19 protein-coding genes are annotated in these 20,805 nt (G+C 52.6%); 12 read left to right on the plus strand and 7 right to left on the minus strand.

Annotated elements, in window-relative coordinates:
* Positions 1-57: 57 nt before the first annotated feature.
* The 9 genes from fecA to QWJ20_RS05605 all read left to right on the plus strand — a co-directional run bounded on the left by fecA (position 58) and on the right by QWJ20_RS05605 (position 8,442).
* Complete coding sequence (gene fecA / locus QWJ20_RS05565; RefSeq protein WP_433992040.1) at positions 58-2,406, plus strand: TonB-dependent Fe(3+) dicitrate receptor FecA; 2,349 nt, start codon at positions 58-60, stop codon at positions 2,404-2,406.
* Between the two features lie 90 nt (positions 2,407-2,496).
* Positions 2,497-3,411, plus strand: coding sequence for a Fe(3+) dicitrate ABC transporter substrate-binding protein FecB (locus tag QWJ20_RS05570; protein ID WP_433992041.1), 915 nt, complete (start codon positions 2,497-2,499; stop codon positions 3,409-3,411).
* Positions 3,411-4,406 (plus strand): iron-dicitrate ABC transporter permease FecC, encoded by a 996-nt coding sequence (gene fecC / locus QWJ20_RS05575; protein ID WP_433992042.1) that lies wholly within the window; start codon positions 3,411-3,413, stop codon positions 4,404-4,406. The genes QWJ20_RS05570 and fecC overlap by 1 nt, the downstream gene beginning before the upstream one ends.
* Entirely contained in the window at positions 4,406-5,365 is a 960-nt protein-coding gene (fecD, locus tag QWJ20_RS05580; RefSeq protein ID WP_433992043.1) for a Fe(3+) dicitrate ABC transporter permease subunit FecD, read from the plus strand. Before fecC ends, fecD begins: the two co-directional genes overlap by 1 nt.
* Positions 5,366-6,133 (plus strand): Fe(3+) dicitrate ABC transporter ATP-binding protein FecE, encoded by a 768-nt coding sequence (gene fecE / locus QWJ20_RS05585; protein ID WP_095698715.1) that lies wholly within the window; start codon positions 5,366-5,368, stop codon positions 6,131-6,133.
* A gap of 196 nt (positions 6,134-6,329) precedes the next feature.
* On the plus strand, positions 6,330-6,959 hold the full coding sequence (locus QWJ20_RS05590; RefSeq protein ID WP_433992044.1) for a glutathione S-transferase family protein: 630 nt from the start codon (positions 6,330-6,332) through the stop codon (positions 6,957-6,959).
* Between the two features lie 259 nt (positions 6,960-7,218).
* Positions 7,219-7,698: an Hcp family type VI secretion system effector gene (locus tag QWJ20_RS05595; RefSeq protein ID WP_433992045.1), complete on the plus strand. Its 480-nt coding sequence runs from the start codon at positions 7,219-7,221 to the stop codon at positions 7,696-7,698.
* Positions 7,699-7,769: 71 nt separating this feature from the next.
* Positions 7,770-8,105: a hypothetical protein gene (locus QWJ20_RS05600; protein ID WP_039557101.1), complete on the plus strand. Its 336-nt coding sequence runs from the start codon at positions 7,770-7,772 to the stop codon at positions 8,103-8,105.
* Complete coding sequence (locus tag QWJ20_RS05605; RefSeq protein WP_433992046.1) at positions 8,098-8,442, plus strand: hypothetical protein; 345 nt, start codon at positions 8,098-8,100, stop codon at positions 8,440-8,442. Before QWJ20_RS05600 ends, QWJ20_RS05605 begins: the two co-directional genes overlap by 8 nt.
* 14 nt (positions 8,443-8,456) lie before the next feature.
* On the opposite strand, the gene QWJ20_RS05610 is transcribed toward QWJ20_RS05605, so the two are convergent.
* A complete protein-coding gene (locus QWJ20_RS05610; protein WP_433992047.1) occupies positions 8,457-9,251 on the minus strand; it encodes a DUF4225 domain-containing protein in 795 nt (264 codons plus the stop codon).
* Between the two features lie 474 nt (positions 9,252-9,725).
* On the opposite strand from QWJ20_RS05610, the gene mutS reads away from it, so the two are divergent.
* Positions 9,726-12,290 (plus strand): DNA mismatch repair protein MutS, encoded by a 2,565-nt coding sequence (mutS, locus tag QWJ20_RS05615; RefSeq protein WP_233966523.1) that lies wholly within the window; start codon positions 9,726-9,728, stop codon positions 12,288-12,290.
* A gap of 57 nt (positions 12,291-12,347) precedes the next feature.
* On the opposite strand, the gene nlpE is transcribed toward mutS, so the two are convergent.
* Complete coding sequence (gene nlpE / locus QWJ20_RS05620) at positions 12,348-13,043, minus strand: envelope stress response activation lipoprotein NlpE (protein ID WP_433992385.1); 696 nt, start codon at positions 13,041-13,043, stop codon at positions 12,348-12,350.
* 73 nt (positions 13,044-13,116) lie between these two features.
* Positions 13,117-13,671, minus strand: a complete 555-nt coding sequence (locus QWJ20_RS05625) for a YaeQ family protein (protein WP_039483887.1) — start codon at positions 13,669-13,671, stop codon at positions 13,117-13,119.
* 240 nt (positions 13,672-13,911) lie between these two features.
* Here QWJ20_RS05625 and QWJ20_RS05630 point away from each other — a divergent pair, with 240 nt between their 5' ends.
* Both QWJ20_RS05630 and rof read left to right on the plus strand, forming a co-directional pair.
* Complete coding sequence (locus QWJ20_RS05630) at positions 13,912-14,112, plus strand: YaeP family protein (protein WP_010285748.1); 201 nt, start codon at positions 13,912-13,914, stop codon at positions 14,110-14,112.
* The gene (gene rof / locus QWJ20_RS05635; protein WP_029367608.1) at positions 14,099-14,359 is read left to right on the plus strand and encodes a Rho-binding antiterminator; all 261 of its coding nucleotides are present in this window, start codon (positions 14,099-14,101) and stop codon (positions 14,357-14,359) included. The genes QWJ20_RS05630 and rof overlap by 14 nt, the downstream gene beginning before the upstream one ends.
* 126 nt (positions 14,360-14,485) lie before the next feature.
* Here rof and tilS read toward each other — a convergent pair whose 3' ends face one another.
* The 4 genes from tilS to dnaE all read right to left on the minus strand — a co-directional run bounded on the left by tilS (position 14,486) and on the right by dnaE (position 20,799).
* Positions 14,486-15,805, minus strand: a complete 1,320-nt coding sequence (tilS, locus tag QWJ20_RS05640) for a tRNA lysidine(34) synthetase TilS (RefSeq protein WP_433992048.1) — start codon at positions 15,803-15,805, stop codon at positions 14,486-14,488.
* Positions 15,806-15,809: 4 nt separating this feature from the next.
* Positions 15,810-16,199 carry a VOC family protein gene (locus QWJ20_RS05645; protein WP_433992049.1) on the minus strand — a complete coding sequence of 130 codons (390 nt, stop codon included), beginning with the start codon at positions 16,197-16,199 and terminating at the stop codon, positions 15,810-15,812.
* A gap of 145 nt (positions 16,200-16,344) precedes the next feature.
* A complete protein-coding gene (gene accA, locus QWJ20_RS05650) occupies positions 16,345-17,304 on the minus strand; it encodes an acetyl-CoA carboxylase carboxyl transferase subunit alpha (protein ID WP_039483881.1) in 960 nt (319 codons plus the stop codon).
* A gap of 12 nt (positions 17,305-17,316) precedes the next feature.
* Entirely contained in the window at positions 17,317-20,799 is a 3,483-nt protein-coding gene (gene dnaE, locus QWJ20_RS05655; protein WP_119888381.1) for a DNA polymerase III subunit alpha, read from the minus strand.
* Positions 20,800-20,805 lie beyond the last annotated feature (6 nt).

Genomic DNA, 20,805 nt, shown 5'->3' on the forward strand with positions numbered 1-20,805 from the left:
TTTTTCTCCCTCTCGTTCGACTTAGGTGTATAGAACAAAAATGATGATGGAGATGTTATGACGCTCTTACGCGCCTTTCGTAAAGCAACCCCTTTAGCCATGGCGATACAGCTCAGCCTGCTGTCGACAGTCGGTATCACGACAGGGATGGCCCACGCGGCGACGGCTCCCGCCACCGCACGCTACGATATTGCTGCTGGTGAGTTAGACAAAGCGCTCAACCACTATGCCGCCCGCAGCGGGATTACGCTGTCGGTCGATGCTAGCCTGACGCAGGGAAAACGCAGCAACGGCCTGCACGGCGACTACACCGTTGACGGCGGCCTGAAAGCCCTGCTGGCGGGTAGCGGTCTGCAACTGAAAGCGTTGGGCGATAACGCTTGGACGCTGGAACCAATCCCAGCGGCAGCGGAAGAAACGCTGACGGTCGTTGGCGACTGGCTGGGTGAAGCGCGTGAAAATGACGTCTTTGAACATGCGGGCGCACGCGATGTGATCCGTCGTGAGGACTTCGCCAAGACCGGTGCCACCACGATGCGCGATGTCTTAAACCGTATGCCGGGCGTGTATGCGCCGGAAAATAACGGTACGGGCAGCCACGATCTGGCCATGAACTTTGGTATTCGCGGCCTCAGTCCACGCCTCGCCAGCCGTTCCACCGTGCTGATGGACGGCATTCCAGTGCCGTTTGCCCCTTACGGTCAGCCGCAGCTTTCCCTTGCGCCCATCTCACTTGGCAATATGGACGCCATTGATGTCGTGCGCGGCGGCGGTGCTGTGCGCTACGGGCCGCAAAGCGTCGGCGGCGTCGTGAACTTCGTCACTCGGGCGATCCCGAAAGAGTTTGGCATTAGCGCGGGCGTAGAAGGCCAACACAGCCCGACATCTTCACAGCACAACCCGAAAGAAACGCACAACCTGCTGGTTGGCGGCACGGCGGATAACGGTTTTGGCTCGGCGCTGCTCTATTCCGGCACGCGCGGCAGCGACTGGCGTGAACACAGCGCGACACGCATTGACGACGTGATGCTGAAAAGCCGCTACGCACCAAACGACGTGCACACGTTTAACAGCCTGCTGCAATATTACGATGGCAGCGCCGATATGCCGGGCGGTCTGTCGCGTGCCGATTACAATGCGGACCGCTGGCAGTCAACGCGCCCGTACGATCGCTTCTGGGGACGTCGTCAACTTGCCAGTCTGGGCTATCAATACCAGCCGGATCAGCAGCATAAATTCAATATTCAGGGCTTCTACACACGTACGCTGCGCAGCGGCTATCTGGAACAGAATTCGATCATTACCCTGTCGCCACGCGAATATTGGGTACGTGGCATCGAACCGCGCTACAGCCAAAGTTTTACCCTCGGATCTTCCGCTCATGAAGTGGGCGTCGGCTACCGCTATGTCAGCGAATCCACCCATGAGGTGCGTTATTTCACCAGCACCGCCAGCAAAACGCTGCCAAGCGCCAGCAGCCCTATCGACCGCGAAACCCGCGCGGGTACAGAGGCACACGCCTGGTACATCGACGACCGCGTTGATATCGGCAACTGGACGATTACGCCGGGAATGCGCTTTGAGCACATCAAATCTCATCAGGACAACACGCTGAAAGGCACGGGCGAAGCGGTCAGCTACAACGCACCACTGCCCGCCTTGAACGTGCTCTACCACGTTAACGAGAGTTGGAATCTTTATGCAAACACCGAAGGATCATTCGGCACCGTACAGTACAGCCGAATTGGCAAGGCTGCTCAAAGCGGCAAAGTGGAACCAGAAAAAGCGCGCACCTGGGAAGTCGGTTCCCGCTACGACGACGGCGCGCTGACGGCAGAAATGGGCGTTTTTCTGGTTAACTTCAATAACCAATATGACTCCAATCAGACCAACAACACCGTCACCACGCGGGGGAAAACCCGCCATTCCGGGCTGGAAACACAGGCGCGTTATCACCTCGCCGAGCTGTCACCCCGCTTAGACGCGGTGTCAGTTTATGCGCGCTATTCCTATGTGAATGCGGAAATTCGCGAAGCGGGCGATACCTACGGTAATCAGGTGCCCTTCTCTTCAAAACACCGGGGAGGATTCGGCGTCGATTATCAGCCGGGCAACTGGACGTTCAACCTGAACAGCGAGTTCCAGTCCAGCCAGTTCGCCGATAACGCCAACACCGTTGCCGAAAGCGCCGATGGCAGCGCCGGACGTATCCCCGGCTTTATGCTGTGGGGTGCACGCGCGGCCTACGACTTTGGCCCGCAGTTCTCTGACCTCAATCTGGCCTTTGGTGTGAAAAACCTGTTCGACCACGATTACTACACGCGCTCGAACAGCGATGACAACAACAAAGGGATTTATGCCGGTCAGCCCCGCACCTTCTATATGCAAGGCTCGCTGAAATTCTGATCGCCACACGCACTCGCCGGGCAACTGCCCGGCCTGACTAACGATCGTGACTTATTCGATCACAATAATGACTACTGATGGGATTACGCTATGTTTGCTCTAATTCGCATTGCACTGATTACCACGCTTTGTCTGTTCGGACTGGGCCGCGCCAATGCCGTAACGGTGCAGGATGAACAAGGTTCCTTTACGCTCGACACGCCGCCTCAGCGTGTTGTGGTGCTGGAACTGTCTTTTGCCGATGCGCTGGCAGCGATCGATGTCAGCCCAGTCGGCATCGCCGATGATAACGATCCAGACCGGATCCTGGCGGAAGTCCGTAAACATCTTAAACCCTGGCATTCCGTAGGCACACGCGCACAGCCGAGCCTGGAAGCCATCAGCGCATTGAAGCCTGATTTAATTATCGCCGACAGCAGCCGTCATAGTGGCATTTACACGGCGCTGAAAGCTATCGCACCGGTGCTGTTACTGAAATCACGCAACGAAACCTATGAAGAGAACCTGCACTCTGCGGAGACCATAGGCAAGGTATTGGGGAAAGATAGCGCGATGCAGGCTCGTCTGGCTCAGCATCGTGAGACGATGAAAGCCTACGCCGCCCAGCTTCCTCAAGGCACAAATGTGGTCTTCGGTACCTCACGCGAGCAGCAATTTAACCTGTATTCCAGCGATGCCTACACTGGCAGCGTGCTGGCCGCACTCGGTCTGAATGTCCCAAAACCGATCAACAATGCCCCGATGGCTTCCATCAATCTGGAACAGCTGCTGGCGATTAACCCACAGTGGCTGATCGTGACGCACTATCGCGAAGAAAGTATCGTGAAACGCTGGCAGCAGGATACGCTCTGGAACCTGTTGGAAGCGCAGCAAAAACAGCAGATTGCCGCCGTTGATAGCAACGCTTGGGCGCGGATGCGCGGCATTTTTGCAGCGGAACGCATCGGCAGCGATACGGTGAAGATTTTTAAGCATCAGCCCGTTAGCGTCAGCAGCGAGCAATAATGAAGCAAAGTTTTCACCCATTCTGGCGTTGGGGATTACCGATAGCGGTACTGCTGGGCGTGTTCTGGCTTAGCTTGTTCTGTTATTCCGCGATCCCCATTCCCGCCTTGAGTGCCATCAAAGCGCTGGTAACGGGATCGTCCTCTTCACTACCCGAGGCGCTGGTGCTCAACCTGCGCCTGCCACGCAGTCTGGTTGCCGTACTGATCGGCGCCAGTCTGGCATTGTCCGGTGCCCTGCTTCAGACCTTGACCCATAATCCTCTGGCTTCTCCTTCTCTGCTCGGCATCAACAGCGGCGCGGCGCTAGCGATGGCACTGACCAGCGCATTCAGTTCTTCACTCTCCGGTTACCCTATCGCCTTTGTTGCCGCCTGCGGTGGCGGCCTATGCTGGCTGATGGTAATGGCCGCGGGCGGCGGCTGGCGACAAACGCTCGATCGCAATCGACTGATCCTGGCGGGCGTCGCACTTTCCGCACTGTGCATGGCCTTAACGCGGATTACGCTCCTGCTGGCGGAGGATCACGCCTATGGCATTTTTTACTGGCTGGCGGGTGGCGTATCGCACGCGCGCTGGGTCGAATTCTGGCAGCTCTTCCCGTTTGTCATCACCGTCACTCCCATTGTCCTGTTGCTGTCTAACCAGCTGAATCTGCTGAACATCGGTGACGTCAGCGCCCATACGCTGGGCGTCAACTTAGGTCGTCTGCGCCTGATCCTCAATCTGGCCGTGCTGATTCTGGTGGGTGCCTGCGTGAGCGTCGCCGGCCCGGTGGCGTTTATCGGCCTGTTAATACCGCATCTGGCGCGTTTCTGGATCGGTTACGACCAAAAAAAGCTTCTCCCCATGAGCATGCTGATGGGCGCGGCGTTTATGTTACTGGCCGATCTACTTGCCCGCGCGCTCGCCTGGCCGGGCGAACTGCCTGCCGGCGCGGTATTGGCACTGATCGGCGCTCCCTGTTTCGTGTGGCTGGCAAGGAGGCGAGGATAATGCGCCCCGTTATTGTGTTCATCTCGATTACGCTGCTGCTACTCGCTATCAGCATTCTGTCGCTGCGCATGGGCGCGATTCCGCTGCCGTGGTCGGCGTTGATGAGCGGCTGGCACAGCACCAGCGAACATCATTATGTGCTGACGCAGTATCGCCTGCCGCGCGTGCTGCTGGCGCTGTTCGTTGGCGCGGCACTGGCCATTTCCGGCGTGCTGGTGCAAGGGATTGTGCGTAACCCTCTGGCATCGCCGGATATTCTCGGCGTGAACCACGCGGCGAGTCTGGCGACCGTCGGCGCACTGATGCTGGTGCCTGCACTGCCAGTGATCTGGCTGCCGCTGCTCGCGTTTATTGGAGGCATCGCCGGGCTGCTGCTCCTACGGCTCATCGCGGGAACATCATCCCCGATGCGGCTGGCACTCATCGGCGTCGCGCTGTCTGCCACTTGGGCAAGCGTCACCGATTATCTGATTCTCTCTCGCCCGCAGGATATCAACAACGCGCTGCTATGGCTGACGGGTAGCCTGTGGGGGCGCGACGGGTCATTCGTTATGGTCGCGCTGCCCGTCCTCTGCGTATTGATTCCGCTCAGCCTGCGTTTTTGCCGCGATCTGGATTTGCTCGCGCTGGGCGACGACCGCGCCAGCACACTGGGCGTGAATATCGGGCGCATTCAGTTTTGGGGATTGGCACTCGCCGTCGCAGTCGCCGCAACCAGCGTGGCCGTGTGCGGGCCTATCGGTTTTATCAGCCTCGTGGTGCCGCATCTGATCCGCTATCTGGTGGGAGGACGGCACCGCTGGCTCCTCCCAACGTCTGCCGTTGCCGGTGCGCTGGTACTGCTACTTGCCGATCTACTGGCACGTACGCTGAACCCGCCGATGGAATTACCCGCAGGGGTGCTCACTGCCATTATCGGCGCACCCTGGTTTTTTTGGCTTCTTGTGAGAATGCGCTAAATGGAACTGACAACACAAAACCTGACGGCGGGCTATGGCGACAAGCGTATTCTTGACGGCCTATCGTTGTCGCTACCCGCCGGAAAAATTACCGCCCTGCTCGGCCCCAACGGCTGTGGAAAATCAACGCTGCTGAAGTGTTTCGCCAAGCTGCTTACCCCGGAATCCGGCGCTATTCAGCTGAATGGCAAGCCGCTCTCTGCATTCTCTGCCCGCCAGCTCTCGCGCCATCTGGCGCTGTTACCGCAGCAGCATTTGACGCCAGAGGGGATCACCGTGCGCGACATGGTGGCCTACGGGCGTAGCCCTTGGCTATCGCTATGGGGACGGTTATCTCAGGACGATCGCCAGCGCGTACAGCTCGCGATGGAGAAAACACACATCGTCGATCTCGCCGACAAACGGTTAACCGATTTGTCCGGTGGCCAGCGTCAGCGGGCCTTTCTGGCGATGTTGCTGGCACAGGATACGCCCGTCGTCCTGCTCGATGAGCCGACAACCTATCTTGATATCAATCATCAGGTCGAGTTAATGAAGCTGCTGCGTGAACTGAATCAGGCTGGCAAAACGGTGGTGACCGTGCTGCACGATCTGAATCAGGCCAGCCGCTACTGCGATCATCTGGTGATGCTGGCGGGCGGGCGTGTGATGGCGCAGGGTTCACCGCACGAGGTCATGAAACCGGCATTACTCCAGCAGGTATTCAGCATCGATGCAGAGATCCACGCCGAACCAGTCTCAGGCCAGCCGATGTGCGTGGTGCGGTGAGTGCGAGTCATGTTTTTTATCCAGCATTCGTGGGCATAACCACCTCATAAAAATATTTATGCCCCTTCAAAAATAGCCTTGTTAGCCGTGAACCATCAGAACCGCTACTCTGCCTGTGTGACATGGAATCAATACACATAGCGGGAACACCACTATGGCGATTAGCTCAAACCATCAGGATTTAAGGAAGCGTGATATGGGATTAAAATTGCATCATCTTAATGATTCGCGGTCTGTGCGTATTCTCTGGCTGCTTGAGGAAGCGGGGATACCTTATGAGCTTGTCAGATATCAGCGGGATGAAAAAACGCATCTGGCACCGGCCTCATTGAAAGCGATACATCCTTTAGGTAAATCCCCGCTGATTGAAGAAGAGGGGAAAATCATCGCAGAATCCGGCGCTATCGTTGAATACCTAATTAATCGCCACGCCAAACACTTAGCCCCAGATGCAAATGCAGCCGAATACATTGATTATCTGCAGTGGATACACTTTGCGGAAAGCTCCGCCATGCTCCCGGTTTTATTGAAGATCTTTGGCGAGTTTGAAAAGAATACCGGCACCACGCTGAATTTCCTTGAGGATTACGCTGACAACGAATTCGAGAAAGTCTTTTCATTCTTAGACGACTCGTTATCTTCACGGGAATTTATCGTGGGCGATACGCTGAGCGGCGCGGATATTATGCTGGGCTTCGTTATTAATACTGTCGTGGAGCGGCTCGTTCCCGGTGAGCGCTTCCCGAATATTCAGCGCTATTCTCAGCGCCTGAAAAACCTACCTAGCTGGAAAAAAGTTCAGGCTATTGAATCACACGCAGAATAAGAAATCAGCGCGGGGCATCACGCCATACTTTGGAAAAATTACGAGCGGCCTCGCGCGCTCAGACCACCCTCCTCTAATCAATATTAGTTAAATTAAAAATAGTTAGCATGTTAATCACTTCAAAAATCAAGCATTTCAAGTTATATACCTCGCCCGATAACCACTATTGACTCGTTGACTAAAAAATGCAGAAATTACCCTCCCATAAGGAAAAAGGATTTATGGGGGCTGGATTATGGATAACATTAAGGAATAAATAATGGCAAATTTGATCTATCTAAAACTCACTGGCATCAAACAAGGTCTTATCTCTGCGGGTTGTTCAAGTGCAGACTCGATTGGTAACAAGTATCAGATCGCTCATGAAGATGAGATTTTTGTTTATGAGTTAATGAATAGAATAACTCGACAGGATAATGTTGCTTTCAACCCCGTAGAAATAAGAAAACCGATAGATAAAGCCACCCCACTTATTGCTCAGGCATTAGGCGATAACGAAAAACTAACCTGTGAATTTCTGTTTTACAGAACATCACAATCCGGTGGCAACGAACTCTATTTTAAAATGGTGCTGAGAGATGCGGTTATCAACGATATTCAGTTTTTCTATCCTAACTCATTGACACATAATGAAACCCAGCCACAGGAAAGTATTTCATTCAAATTTGCATCAATCGAATGGGAGCATGTGGTAGCAAGAACCAATTCTTTCCTCTTATGGACTGATTCGACTTACTAATACATAATTGATGGGCGATAGTGTTAAAATGTCTCTACGCCCTATCAAACACAATAAAATCGGGATAAAAAATGAATGATCAGGAAATGGAAAAAGAACTCTTAGAGAATGGTTTCACTCAGGATGATGTTAACTTCATGAGAAAAATAATCTCTCGTGGTGAGGATAGTGAAGAGACATTATTGATGTTAACGCACACGCTAAAAAACAGATTTCACACCGGATGCTTTTTATGCGTTGTTCTAATTACTATATTTATAGCAATCCTGACTATAAGAGATGACATTATTGTAATTTCGGTATATTTTTTATTTACACTTATTTTTGTTTTTATAGTCTATTATCTTACTCCAATGAAATTAGCATATAAGTCATATAAAATAATAAAAGAGAAAAAACATGAATGACCAAGAGATAGAAAAAGAGCTCTTAGAAAATGGGTTTACAAAAAACGACATTGCAAAAATGAGAAATTTAATATCTCGTAGCGGGAATAGTGAGGAAACCTTATCGATGTTAACACACTCACTGAAAAAGGCATTTTTAAATGGATTTTTCATATTAGCAATTTTTATCTCTTCATTCATTATCAATGCCATATTTAACATATCCAATAGTGGAATGGAAATATTGGTTCATTTTATCCTTACAGTATTTTTTATTTTACCTATATATTACCTTACCCCAATAAACTTAGCATATAAATCATATTCCTATCTAAAGAGAAAAAGTAAGATGGGCTGACTCAGCCCATTAGATTAAAGAGAATCATCTTTGTATATATCAGACATTATCCGTATCTTATTTCCAGCCCCAACCATCTTCAACATCAGCGATGCTCTGCTCATCGTATTTATTTTTCTATAATAATCACTGGGGATATATCTAAAAAGCCGCCAGGCATCAGGTTTTAGTGTTAATTTGACGATGCCATAAAATGAAGTGACAAGATCGACTGAGTGATAAGCCAACAGACCTGATTTTTTATCAAACCCCAGGAATTCTGCCGTACGTATATAGCCAGACTTCATAAATCCAATTTCATTATCATCCCCAATAAGATGGAAAAAACTCTCTATGGATGAACTTGCACCAGTGAAGGCAATGTGAGCACCAATAAATCTCCCAATATATGTTGTTGCACCAGCAAGAATACCAAATCCAGAAACAAACTGAGCACCACCAACAATCACACCGATTGCATTTATTGTATAACCAACCTCCTTCTCTCTTTTCTCCATGTTGATGGTAATAAATACCTTGGCTTTCTCAAGAGAAAGCATTGTTCCTTGTCTTTCAATATTGGCACATTCTTCCTTGATGTTATTAATAGCAACCTGACATTCCGATGAACTACTGGCATTTCTAACTGTGTCCAGATTCCCATTGGAAAAACGCCGGATTTCATCCTCAAATTTTGCTTTAAGAAAGAGATCGTTAATATGGCGAGAGGAAACAATTCTGGCCGTTTTTATTAGATCAAACGAAGCGGCCTGAGCCATCGCCAAAAAATATTGATTATTAACGCTATTTCTATTTAGGTAATTGTCCATATTTCGCATCCTTGACGTTAAAGAACATTTATAACCATCAATACCATTCCTTTGGTTATCTGTTCTGCTGATTAGCTAACTTTCAGCCCTTCGGCTCAATCCGTTGCTTTCTCAATTCCTGACTAGCCAGTTGTTTGAACCCATTGCCGAGACTAAGACCTTATTTTGCTACTGCAATCTTACCCTATGATTGACTGCGGCATTGGACAAACTTGCGAGCCGCCTCGCGCACTTGAGCAATAGAGGAAAAATCGCATACGCATCCCTGTCTCAGTCTGGTAACGTCGTCTGACGCCAAATGACGGCAAGCAGTGGTAAGATAGCGCATTCGCGGGTGATGTTTTTCATCCGTCAGTCAGTATACTTCTGGCATTCCATTTCAATGCTCAGGTGACGAGCCATCCGTAAGGTTGACCATCAAACCCAATGCCATCACCTGAACGAACAAAAGCGTTAAGACTGAGTAAAATCAATATGAAAGATTCTACCGACAAGGATTTCACTGCCCACACTCCCATGATGCAGCAGTACTTTAGGTTAAAGGCTGAACATCCGGAAATCCTGCTGTTTTACCGCATGGGCGATTTTTACGAGCTGTTCTATGACGATGCCAAGCGGGCTTCTCAACTGCTGGATATCTCGCTGACGAAGCGTGGTGCCTCCGCAGGGGAACCGATACCGATGGCAGGCGTTCCTCACCATGCCGTTGAAAACTACCTTGCCAGACTGGTGCAAATGGGCGAATCCGTCGCTATCTGCGAACAGGTTGGCGATCCCGCCACCAGCAAAGGTCCAGTAGAACGTAAAGTCGTACGCATCGTCACGCCGGGAACCATCAGCGACGAAGCGCTATTGCAGGAAAAGCAGGATAACCTGCTGGCAGCGATCTGGCAGGACGGTCGGGGGTTCGGTTATGCCACTCTGGATATCAGCTCTGGACGCTTTCGCGTGAGCGAGCCGGACGATCGGGAAACCATGGCGGCCGAATTGCAGCGCACCAATCCGGCAGAATTACTTTACCCTGAATCCTTTGAGTCCATGGATTTGATCGAGAATCGCCATGGTCTTCGCCGCCGTCCACTGTGGGAATTTGAGCCCGATACCGCACGCCAGCAGCTTAACCTGCAATTTGGCACTCGCGATCTGACCGGTTTCGGCGTAGAGCAGGCGAAACTCGCGCTGCGGGCCGCCGGATGCCTGCTGCAATATGCGAAAGACACCCAACGCACCTCGCTACCGCATATCCGCGGGATTACGATGGAACGCCAGCAGGACGGCATCATCATGGATGCGGCCACCCGCCGTAACCTTGAACTGACGCAGAATCTGTCCGGCGGCGTGGAAAATACGCTGGCCGCCGTACTGGACTGCACCGTGACGGCAATGGGCAGCCGGATGCTGAAGCGCTGGATTCACATGCCCAGCCGCGATATTGAGGCGCTCAAACAGCGCCAGCAGGCTATCAGCGCGTTGCAGGACATCACGCCCGAGCTACAACCCTCTCTGCGACAGGTCGGCGATCTGGAACGTATTCTGGCGCGACTTGCGTTGCGCACGGCACGCCCACGCGATCTGGCACGTATGCGCCACGCTTTCCAGCAGTTTCCCGATATTCGTGAGCAGCTTGCGCCACTGGATACTGATTCCGTTCGTCGTCTGGTCAGCCTGATTGGACAATTCGATGAGCTACGTGATTTGCTGGAACGCGCCGTTGTCGAAGCACCACCTGTGCTGGTACGTGACGGCGGTGTAATAGCGCCGGGCTACCATGCAGAGCTGGATGAATGGCGCGCGCTGGCTGACGGTGCCAGCGATTATCTGGATCGTCTGGAAATTCGCGAACGCGAAAAATTGGGGCTCGATACGCTGAAAGTCGGCTTCAATGGCGTACACGGTTATTACATTCAGGTTAGCCGTGGTCAAAGCCATCTGGTGCCGATCCACTACGTACGCCGCCAGACGCTGAAAAATGCCGAACGCTATATCATCCCCGAGCTGAAAGAATACGAAGATAAGGTTCTGACCTCGAAAGGCAAAGCATTGGCGCTGGAAAAAGCGCTCTACGATGAGCTTTTCGATCTACTGCTACCTCATCTGGCCGAGCTTCAGCAAAGCGCCGCAGCGCTGGCTGAGCTGGATGTTCTGACGAATCTGGCTGAACGCGCCGATACGCTGAATTACGTCTGCCCGACGCTGAGTGATAAACCCGGCATCAAAATTACGGGCGGTCGCCACCCCGTCGTCGAACAGGTGCTTCGTGAACCGTTTATTTCGAACCCTCTGTCTCTAGCACCACAGCGTCGTATGCTGATTATCACCGGTCCCAACATGGGCGGGAAAAGTACCTATATGCGTCAGGCCGCACTGATTGTGCTGATGGCGCACATCGGCTGCTTTGTGCCTGCGGATCAGGCAGTCATTGGCCCCGTCGATCGTATTTTCACTCGTGTGGGCGCCGCCGACGATCTGGCCTCTGGCCGTTCTACCTTCATGGTGGAAATGACAGAAACGGCAAATATTCTGCACAATGCCACGGAAAACAGCCTGGTGCTGATGGACGAAATCGGCCGCGGAACCTCAACCTATGACGGCCTGTCACTGGCCTGGGCCTGTGCCGAAAATCTGGCGAACCGCATCAAAGCGATGACGCTGTTTGCAACGCACTACTTTGAACTGACCACTCTGCCGGAAAAAATGGAAGGCGTGGTGAATGTGCATTTAGATGCGCGCGAACACGGCGATACCATCGCCTTCATGCACAGCGTACAGGATGGCGCAGCCAGCAAAAGTTATGGCCTTGCCGTCGCCGCACTGGCTGGGGTACCGAAAGAAGTGATTAAGCGCGCACGCCAGAAGTTGAAGGAGCTGGAAACGCTATCGAATAATGCGTCATCCAGCCATATCGATGGTGCGCAGCTGGCGCTGCTGAGCAATGACGAACCGTCACCAGCCATTGAAGCGCTGGAAGCCATCGATCCTGATGCGCTCACGCCACGTCAGGCGTTAGATTGGCTTTATCAGCTAAAGAAAATGCTCTAGCGCGGAATCGATACAAAAAAGGCACTGGAATCAGTGCCTTTTCTTTTTAATGCTGCGTTAGTCTATCTGTGTATCGCAGTTTGCCCGCGCGCTCATGCGTGCGTTATCGCTGCTGTTAGGGACCACCGCTTTCACCATCTGCCCTTCTTCCATTGATGGAATCACGGCAAAATGCGCGGTAAAGGAAACCAGCACCGGTTCACCTGCCGACGCCGTCGTACGAAGGTACAACCTTTCCAGCACGGCATTACTCGCCACTACAAACGTTTTCCCCGTTGCGCAGTCAGAGAACGTTGCAGCATCCGCCAGATAGCGGTACATCCCCTTCATCGACATTGGGGTATCCGGCAATGCCTGCTCGGTTGCCGTCAGTTGGCGAGGAAGAGAAGAATTGATAGGCAGCCCTTCCTGATCCAGCATTTCAAGAGAGTTATCAACCGGGCGGAAGTAACGTTTTTCGCCCGCGCTATCAGTCAACACCAGCTTGTCCGCGGTACGTCGCCATTGCCCATAGGAAGCGAACGTGTTGTTGCCCTCTCGCGTCGTTTGATACTGCTCACGCAGAACAAAAGTCCCGTCTTTTTCCAAAAACAATGACGTATCAATCCCTCCGCAGTCCGCACAGGGTAAAACGCCACGATAACTTTGCGCCATTGGTTTAAGGGGTTCTTCCTGAACTTGCGAGCGGGTATGACACCCGATCAACCCAGAAATCCCTGCAATCAACAGCACACCGATAGCCAGTTTTTTCATCATTATTTTCCTGCCGTCTCTGCCCTGTTTTTATCGTTTTGACTCAACGATCTGGAATATATCCAATCTGTTATCATCCCTGAGTCTGAGGGATTTTCCACTCAGAAAATGCTATTTCCAGACTATTCTTATCGTCAGATAACCAGATCGTGCCTTCCTGTATCGTTGCCTGCAATGACATAGTGCGTTGAACCAGTCCGGCAAGCTGGGCCAGCTGATTATCATCCAGAAAACGGATAGCCAGGTTCTTGTACCCGGAGACCTTGCCCGATATTGCACTCCACCAAACCTGTGCCGCTCGCTCGCTGTAGGCGTACAACACCACGGAGCGGGACTGATTACAGGCTTTCTTGAGCCGTTTTTCATCCGGCAGGCCTAGCTCAATCCACAGTTCCAGTTCCATCGTATCGTTACGTCGCCAGATTTCCGGTTCGTCATCTGCGCTGAGCCCTTTGGTAAAGCGCAGATTTTCATCAGCATGGCAAATCCACGCTAAAAGCCGCAGCATCATGCGCTGCTCAGTTTCAGACGGATGCTGGGCTATCGTCAGATTCGCGTCGTGAAAAAAATTCCGATCCATATCGGCAATATTGATTGCTGCTTTGTAAACCGTTGCTTTTAATGCCATCAGTGACCTCGTCTTTATTCCCTCCTAGTTTACTTGAGTTAGCGCCATCCTCACAGTAAAGGTGATATCTGCCACGTAACCGATAGATTAGGCCTCTAAGGACTACTGATATCCTGTTAGTGCCTATGCTATAGTCGGTTTGATAAATAGAGTTTATCTTCGTAGGCTTACAACATCGCGCACCACAGCAAGTGATGATGCATGAATATCTACCGAGCTAAGCTTTTAAGGGAGGATATAGTGCAAGAATACTGTGAATTAGTACGTCGCTTATACGCAGAGATCGCCAGTGGCGATCTGGGCTATATACCCGATTCGCTGGGTTGTGTTTTGAAAACCCTGGATGGCATTGCCGCGAATGATGCGTTGCCATCCTCCGTCAGGGAACAGGCTGCTTTTGCCGCCGCTAACTTATTGGTGAGTGATTATGTCAATGAGTAATGAATATCAACCCATCAACTGTGATGATTACGACAGCCTGGAAGCCACTTGTCAGCAGAATTTGACGCTGACGCTGGAACTACGCAATGGTGAAGTTGTGACCGGTAAAGCCAGTGATATGATCTCACGTAAGCAGGTCGAATATCTGGTGATTGAAGCCTCAGGAACAACGCGCGAGCTGCGTCTCGACCACATCGTCAGTTTCAGTCATCCTGAAATCGGGAAGGTCGTCGTCAGCGAATCCTGACAGACTTTTCCTTTCATTCAGCGGCAAACGCTGAATCAATGCTTCCAAAACGGACAACGCAGGTTGTCCGTTTTTATTTCAGCGCTTTTGCTTCAGGCTTTTTCTCCAGGCTTATTTTTCCCAAACTTATCTTTCCCAAACCATGTGCCATACAGGATGGTTCTCTCTCGCCTGCCCTTCTCGCGTGACGAATCGTCCCACTGCCGCAATCAGTTGCTCGTTGTAGAACACCAGCGGCGTACGGTCACGCCACCAGGGCGGAACGCCCAACTCCTGCCAGAGTTTCTTGATTTGTCGCCCGTGGGCTCTGCCGACAATATGCACGGTTCCGCTGGTCGAAAAACGAATGCTCACCGCCTCACCGTTTTCCGGCGCGCGAATCGCCACACCGCTATCAGCCAACAACAGCGTGCCTAGATTGTCGGGTAGCGATAACGGGCATGACGGCGACTGCCACGGGATAATGTGGTCTTTTAGCGACGACATCAGCGGTAGCAGATAGAGATGCTGACGAAAACGACGAACCTGCATCTGATTCAGTTGCAATACCGGCTCCGCATCCTGACGGCTCGTCGCGATTTCATCCCAGAGTCGCTGTAACTGTTCACGTGCGGGCATGGTCGCCCCTTGCTGCGCTAGCCAGCGACGCAGGAGTGCAAAACGACGCACCGGACTTAGCGGCAGCAGGCCGTCAATGCTCAGCGCACCATCCGGCTGGCATAACGCCAGCAATGACTCCTCCAGCAACTCATCTAATAGTTGCTCCTGTTCAGCGCAAAGCTCGGCACTACGCGCTACGGCGGAGGAGAAATGCGGCCAGCGCTGCGTCAATCGCGGTAAGATCTGATGACGTAGAAAATTGCGGTCGAAACGATCATCCTGATTGCTGTCGTCTTCAATCCAGTCAAGCTGATGCCGCTGCGCATACGCTTCCAACTGCAAGCGAGAAACGCCTAACAGCGGACGCACAAGACGATGATGACCGAGCGTACTTTGAGCCGCCATCGCAGATAATCCGGCAGGCCCACTGCCGCGTTTAAGCGCCAGTAAAAAAGTTTCGCTCTGGTCATCCAGATGTTGCGCCGTCAGCAAGGCTTCGCCCTCTTGCAGATGCGCTTGCAAAGCCTGATAACGTGCCGTTCTGGCCGCGGCTTCGATACCGCCGTTCTGCGCCTCAACCGTCACAGACAGCGAGGCAAACGGCACCTGCCTGCGTTCACACTGCTGACGACAATGTTCAGCCCAGCTATCGGCCAGCGGATTTAAACCATGATGGATATAAGCTGCACGAATGGACAGCCCAGAGCGCTGACGTAGAGCCACCAGCAGATGCAATAGCACGCTAGAATCCAGACCACCGCTGTAGGCCAGCAGGATCGAGCCGCATCCGGCTGTTTGCGTCGCGATCGTCTGGAGCAATCGATCATCAGGTTCGGTGTGGTCCACGGTATCAGATCTCATACAGTTCTAAAGGCAAGCCGTCAGGATCGGAGAAAAAGGTGAAGCGCTGCTGCGTGTCAGGATCGATCCGGACAGATTCACAGATAACACCAGCCTGTTCCAGCGAGGCGACAGCTTGTTCAATGTCAGCCACCGCAAAAGCTAGGTGGCGCAGGCCGCAGGCTTCCGGGCGACTCACGCGCGCAGGTGGATGGGGGAAGGAAAATAGCTCAATGGTATAGCGCCCATTCAGCGAGAGATCGCCTTTCCACGACAGCCGCGCTTCACGGTAGACCTCGTTGTTCAACGTAAAACCCAGCACATCACAGTAAAACGCCTTACTGCGTTCGTAGTCAGAGGCAATAACCGCAATGTGATGGACATCGAGCAGCTTCAGCATGCTTCAAACCCTCATAGCAAAAAATCCGCTGTCATTTCTGACAACGGATTTTCAAAATAACGCCAGAATCGCCTGATTGATAACACATCAATCAGACAATCACCTTATCAGCAATAACCACTGTACTTAACAGTAACCCCTGTACTTAACAGTAACCATAATTCATCAAACGCTGATAACGGCGGTTCAACAGCTCTTCTTCCGTCAGGCCGTCGAGGTCGAGCAGGTCGGCCAGCAGCTGTGCTTTCAGAGACTCTGCCATCACCGGGACGTTACGGTGCGCGGAACCCAGCGGTTCAGGGATCACGGTATCGATCAGTTTCAGCTCTTTCAGACGTGGCGCAATGATGCCCATGGCCTCCGCCGCCAGCGGCGCTTTATCTGCGCTTTTCCACAGGATAGACGCACAGCCTTCCGGTGAAATAACCGAGTAGGTGCTGTATTGCAGCATGTTGACCTTGTCACCCACGCCGATAGCCAGTGCACCACCGGAACCACCCTCACCGATAACGGTACAGATGATTGGCACACGCAGCGTCGACATTTCACGCAGGTTACGCGCGATAGCCTCAGACTGACCACGTTCTTCTGCACCAACGCCCGGATAAGCGCCCGGCGTGTCGATGAAGGTGATGATCGGCATTCTGAAGCGATCGGCCATTTCCATCAGGCGCAGCGCTTTGCGATAGCCTTCCGGTGCCGGCATGCCAAAATTACGGCGAATCTTTTCTTTGGTTTCACGTCCTTTCTGATGACCAATGATCATCACCGGACGCCCCTCCAAACGGGCAATTCCGCCGACAATGGCTTTATCGTCGGCATAGGCACGATCGCCAGCCAATTCATCAAAGTCGGTAAAGATATGCTTAATATAATCAAGCGTATAAGGACGTTGCGGATGGCGCGCTAATTGCGCAACCTGCCAGGCACCCAAATCGGCGAAGATTTTGCGCGTCAGTTCAACGCTCTTCTCACGCAGGCGCTGGACTTCTTCGTCCAGATTAATATCCAATTTTTCGTCTTGACGGCTGACTGCGGTCAGCGAGTCAATTTTCGCTTCCAACTCTGCAATCGGCTGCTCAAAATCAAGAAAATTCAGACTCATAGTATTCCTATATTAGTCAAATTCCAGTTCCACCTGCTCATTACCCACTAATCCGCGCAGCTCGTTCAGTAGCGCATCGGCAGGCGTTACACGCCATGCTGCGCCGAAACGTAACCGGGCGCGCGCATCTTCACGCTGGTAATAGAGATGCACTGGGATCGTCCCCGATCGATGGGGTTCCAACGATTGGCGGAGACGGTTTAATAGCTGGTCATCAATTTGCCTGTCAGTCAGCGAGATAGCAAGCCCGCGCGCGTATTTTTCCCGCGCTTCACTGATATCCATTAACTCTCGGACGGTCATTTTAAGCCCGCCGCTGAAGTCATCAAAGCTGACCTGTCCACTGGCGATAAGGATACGGTCTTTCTCAAGTAAATGCTGATATTTTTCCAATGCATCGGTAAACAGCATTATCTCAAGGCGACCGGAACGATCGTCCAATGTACAGACACCAATACGGTTACCCCGCTTGGTGACCATGACGCGAGCCGCCAACACCAGCCCAACGGCAGTGGTCATTTTACCCCGATCCGTCGGGTGCATATCTTTCAAACGCACGCCACCGGCATAGCGTTCAATTTCCTTAATATATTGCGTGATTGGGTGGCCGGTCAGGTACAGCCCCAGCGTTTCCCGTTCACCATCCAGCACCACCTGCTCCGGCCACGGCGGTACCGTACTGTAGGATTGCTCAACCTGTTCAGGCGCATCGGCCAGCACGCCGAACATATCCACCTGACCGATGGCTTCCGCTTTCGCATGCTGATCGGCAGCCTTCAGCGCATCAGGCAATGAATTCATCAGCGCGGCGCGATGCGGCCCCAGACGGTCAAATGCCCCAGACATAATCAGCTTTTCCAGCACGCGGCGGTTCAGCTTTTTAATGTCGGTACGCGCGCAGAGATCAAACAGCTCTCTAAAATAGCCGCCCTGATTACGCGCTTCGATAATCGCCTCAATCGGGCCTTCACCCACGCCTTTAATCGCACCGATGCCATAAACAATCTCGCCATCGTCGTTAACGTGGAAGTGATACAGCCCGCTGTTGATGTCCGGAGGCAGGATTTTTAGCCCCATCCGCCAGCATTCATCAACCAGACCGACCACTTTATCCGTGTTGTCCATATCGGCCGTCATCACCGCCGCCATGAATTCTGCCGGATAGTGCGCCTTCAGCCATAGCGTTTGGTAAGACACCAACGCATACGCTGCGGAGTGAGATTTATTAAAGCCATAACCGGCGAATTTTTCCACCAGGTCGAAAATCTTAATCGCCAGTTCGCCGTTTACGCCACGAGATTTGGCACCATCTTCGAAGCCACCACGCTGCTTCGCCATCTCGACCGGGTTCTTTTTCCCCATCGCACGACGCAGCATGTCCGCGCCGCCCAGCGTATAGCCCGCCAGAACCTGCGCGATCTGCATGACCTGTTCCTGATACAGGATAATGCCGTAGGTCGGCTCCAGCACGGGCTTAAGCGACTCGTGCTGCCATTCGATATCAGGATACGAGATCGCTTCACGGCCATGCTTACGGTCGATGAAGTTATCCACCATGCCGGATTGCAGCGGGCCAGGGCGGAACAGCGCCACCAGTGCGATCATATCCTCAAAGCTGTCGGGTTTCAGTCGCTTGATCAGGTCTTTCATGCCGCGCGATTCAAGCTGGAATACCGCCGTGGTTTCCGAGCGTTGCAGCATATCGAAGCTTTTCTTATCGTCGAGCGGGATCGCCGCAATATCAATCGGCTCCTGTCCTTGCTTCGCGCGACGGGCGTTAATCATCCCCAGCGCCCAGTCGATAATGGTCAGCGTACGCAGGCCAAGGAAGTCGAACTTCACCAGCCCGGCATATTCCACATCGTTCTTATCAAACTGGGTAACCGGATGGTTCCCTTCCGAATCACAATACAGCGGCGCAAAATCGGTAATCTTGGTGGGAGATATCACCACCCCACCGGCATGTTTACCGGCGTTACGCGTTACCCCTTCGAGCTTGCGCGCCATATCGATGAGGGCTTTAACTTCCTCATCGGCTTCATAAATTTCCGGCAACTGTGGTTCAGCAGCAAACGCTTTTTCCAGCGTCATGCCCGGATCGGGTGGCACCAGCTTTGAAATTCGATCGACAAACCCATAAGGGTGTCCAAGCACGCGCCCGACGTCACGAATAACCGCTTTCGCCGCCATCGTACCGAAGGTGATAATCTGCGATACCGCATCACGCCCGTACATTTCCGCGACGTGATCGATGACCTTGTCGCGTTTTTCCATACAGAAATCGACGTCAAAGTCAGGCATGGAAACACGTTCAGGGTTGAGGAAGCGTTCGAACAGCAGGTCGAATTCCAGCGGATCCAGATCGGTGATTTTCAGCGCGTAGGCGACTAACGAGCCCGCACCGGAGCCACGCCCCGGCCCAACAGGCACATCGTTATCCTTCGACCACTGGATAAACTCCATTACGATCAGGAAGTAACCGGGGAACCCCATTTGGTTGATAACGCCCAGTTCAATATCCAGACGCTCATCATATTCAGGCCGACGTTCAGCGCGCACTTCCGGATCGGGGAACAGGAATTCGAGACGCTCCTCCAGCCCCTTTTTCGAGCACTGAACCAGAAAATCTTCCGTACTCATGTCGCCCGTCGGGAACTGCGGTAGGAAATATTCACCCAGACGAATCGTTACGTTACAACGCTTGGCAATTTCAACGCTGTTCGCCAGCGCTTCGGGGATATCCGCAAACAGCTCGCACATTTCCTCTTCGGTACGCATGTACTGTTGAGGGCTGTAATGACGTGGGCGTTTGGGGTCATCAAGCGTGTAGCCATCGTGAATAGCCACGCGAATTTCGTGAGCGTCAAAATCATCGGTGCTGATAAAACACACTTCATTCGTTGCCACCACGGGCACACCGTGCTTCGTCGCCAATTCAACGGCGGCATGCAAGTAGCTTTCTTCATCGGGACGGGACGTGCGGATCAGTTCCAGATAGTAACGCTGGGGGAAGTGTTCCTGATAGAAGGCCAGACACTGTTCGGCCTGCGTCTGGTTACCGCGCAGCAAAAATCGGCCAACATCACCCCGGCGGCCGCCAGACAGTAAAATCAGCCCTTCCTGATGCTCAATAAGCCAATCCCGGTCAATCGTCGGCCCAGCAGCGCCATAACCTCGTTGATAAGCGTGGGAAATCAGCAGCGTCAGATTCTGGTAGCCAGCATTATTCATGGCTAGGACGGTAAGATGCGCGAGCTCATCACCCAATTCGTCGCTTTCGACACAGAAATCTGCGCCGATAATGGGCTTGATTCCCGCACCATGCGCGCCGCCATAGAATTTAACCAGCCCACACAGGTTGGTAAAATCAGTAATCGCCAGCGCTGGCATGCCGAGTGCTGCCGCTTTTTTTACCAGCGGACCGACTTTGGCCAGCCCATCGATCATGGAATAGTCACTGTGAACACGCAGGTGAACAAAACGTGGTTCGGCCATCTCCAG

The organism is Pectobacterium sp. S5 (assembly GCF_051707265.1).
Taxonomy (GTDB): Bacteria; Pseudomonadota; Gammaproteobacteria; order Enterobacterales; family Enterobacteriaceae; genus Pectobacterium; species Pectobacterium polare.

Bases quoted from the DNA above. Each gene is read 5' to 3' on its own strand.
- fecA (WP_433992040.1), top strand. From the start codon at position 58: ATGACGCTCTTACGCGCCTTTCGTAAAGCAACCCCTTTAGCCATGGCG.
- QWJ20_RS05570 (WP_433992041.1), top strand. From the start codon at position 2,497: ATGTTTGCTCTAATTCGCATTGCACTGATTACCACGCTTTGTCTGTTC.
- fecC (WP_433992042.1), top strand. From the start codon at position 3,411: ATGAAGCAAAGTTTTCACCCATTCTGGCGTTGGGGATTACCGATAGCG.
- fecD (WP_433992043.1), top strand. From the start codon at position 4,406: ATGCGCCCCGTTATTGTGTTCATCTCGATTACGCTGCTGCTACTCGCT.
- fecE (WP_095698715.1), top strand. From the start codon at position 5,366: ATGGAACTGACAACACAAAACCTGACGGCGGGCTATGGCGACAAGCGT.
- QWJ20_RS05590 (WP_433992044.1), top strand. From the start codon at position 6,330: ATGGGATTAAAATTGCATCATCTTAATGATTCGCGGTCTGTGCGTATT.
- QWJ20_RS05595 (WP_433992045.1), top strand. From the start codon at position 7,219: ATGGCAAATTTGATCTATCTAAAACTCACTGGCATCAAACAAGGTCTT.
- QWJ20_RS05600 (WP_039557101.1), top strand. From the start codon at position 7,770: ATGAATGATCAGGAAATGGAAAAAGAACTCTTAGAGAATGGTTTCACT.
- QWJ20_RS05605 (WP_433992046.1), top strand. From the start codon at position 8,098: ATGAATGACCAAGAGATAGAAAAAGAGCTCTTAGAAAATGGGTTTACA.
- QWJ20_RS05610 (WP_433992047.1), bottom strand. From the start codon at position 9,251: ATGGACAATTACCTAAATAGAAATAGCGTTAATAATCAATATTTTTTG.
- mutS (WP_233966523.1), top strand. From the start codon at position 9,726: ATGAAAGATTCTACCGACAAGGATTTCACTGCCCACACTCCCATGATG.
- nlpE (WP_433992385.1), bottom strand. From the start codon at position 13,043: ATGAAAAAACTGGCTATCGGTGTGCTGTTGATTGCAGGGATTTCTGGG.
- QWJ20_RS05625 (WP_039483887.1), bottom strand. From the start codon at position 13,671: ATGGCATTAAAAGCAACGGTTTACAAAGCAGCAATCAATATTGCCGAT.
- rof (WP_029367608.1), top strand. From the start codon at position 14,099: ATGTCAATGAGTAATGAATATCAACCCATCAACTGTGATGATTACGAC.
- QWJ20_RS05645 (WP_433992049.1), bottom strand. From the start codon at position 16,199: ATGCTGAAGCTGCTCGATGTCCATCACATTGCGGTTATTGCCTCTGAC.
- accA (WP_039483881.1), bottom strand. From the start codon at position 17,304: ATGAGTCTGAATTTTCTTGATTTTGAGCAGCCGATTGCAGAGTTGGAA.
- dnaE (WP_119888381.1), bottom strand. From the start codon at position 20,799: ATGGCCGAACCACGTTTTGTTCACCTGCGTGTTCACAGTGACTATTCC.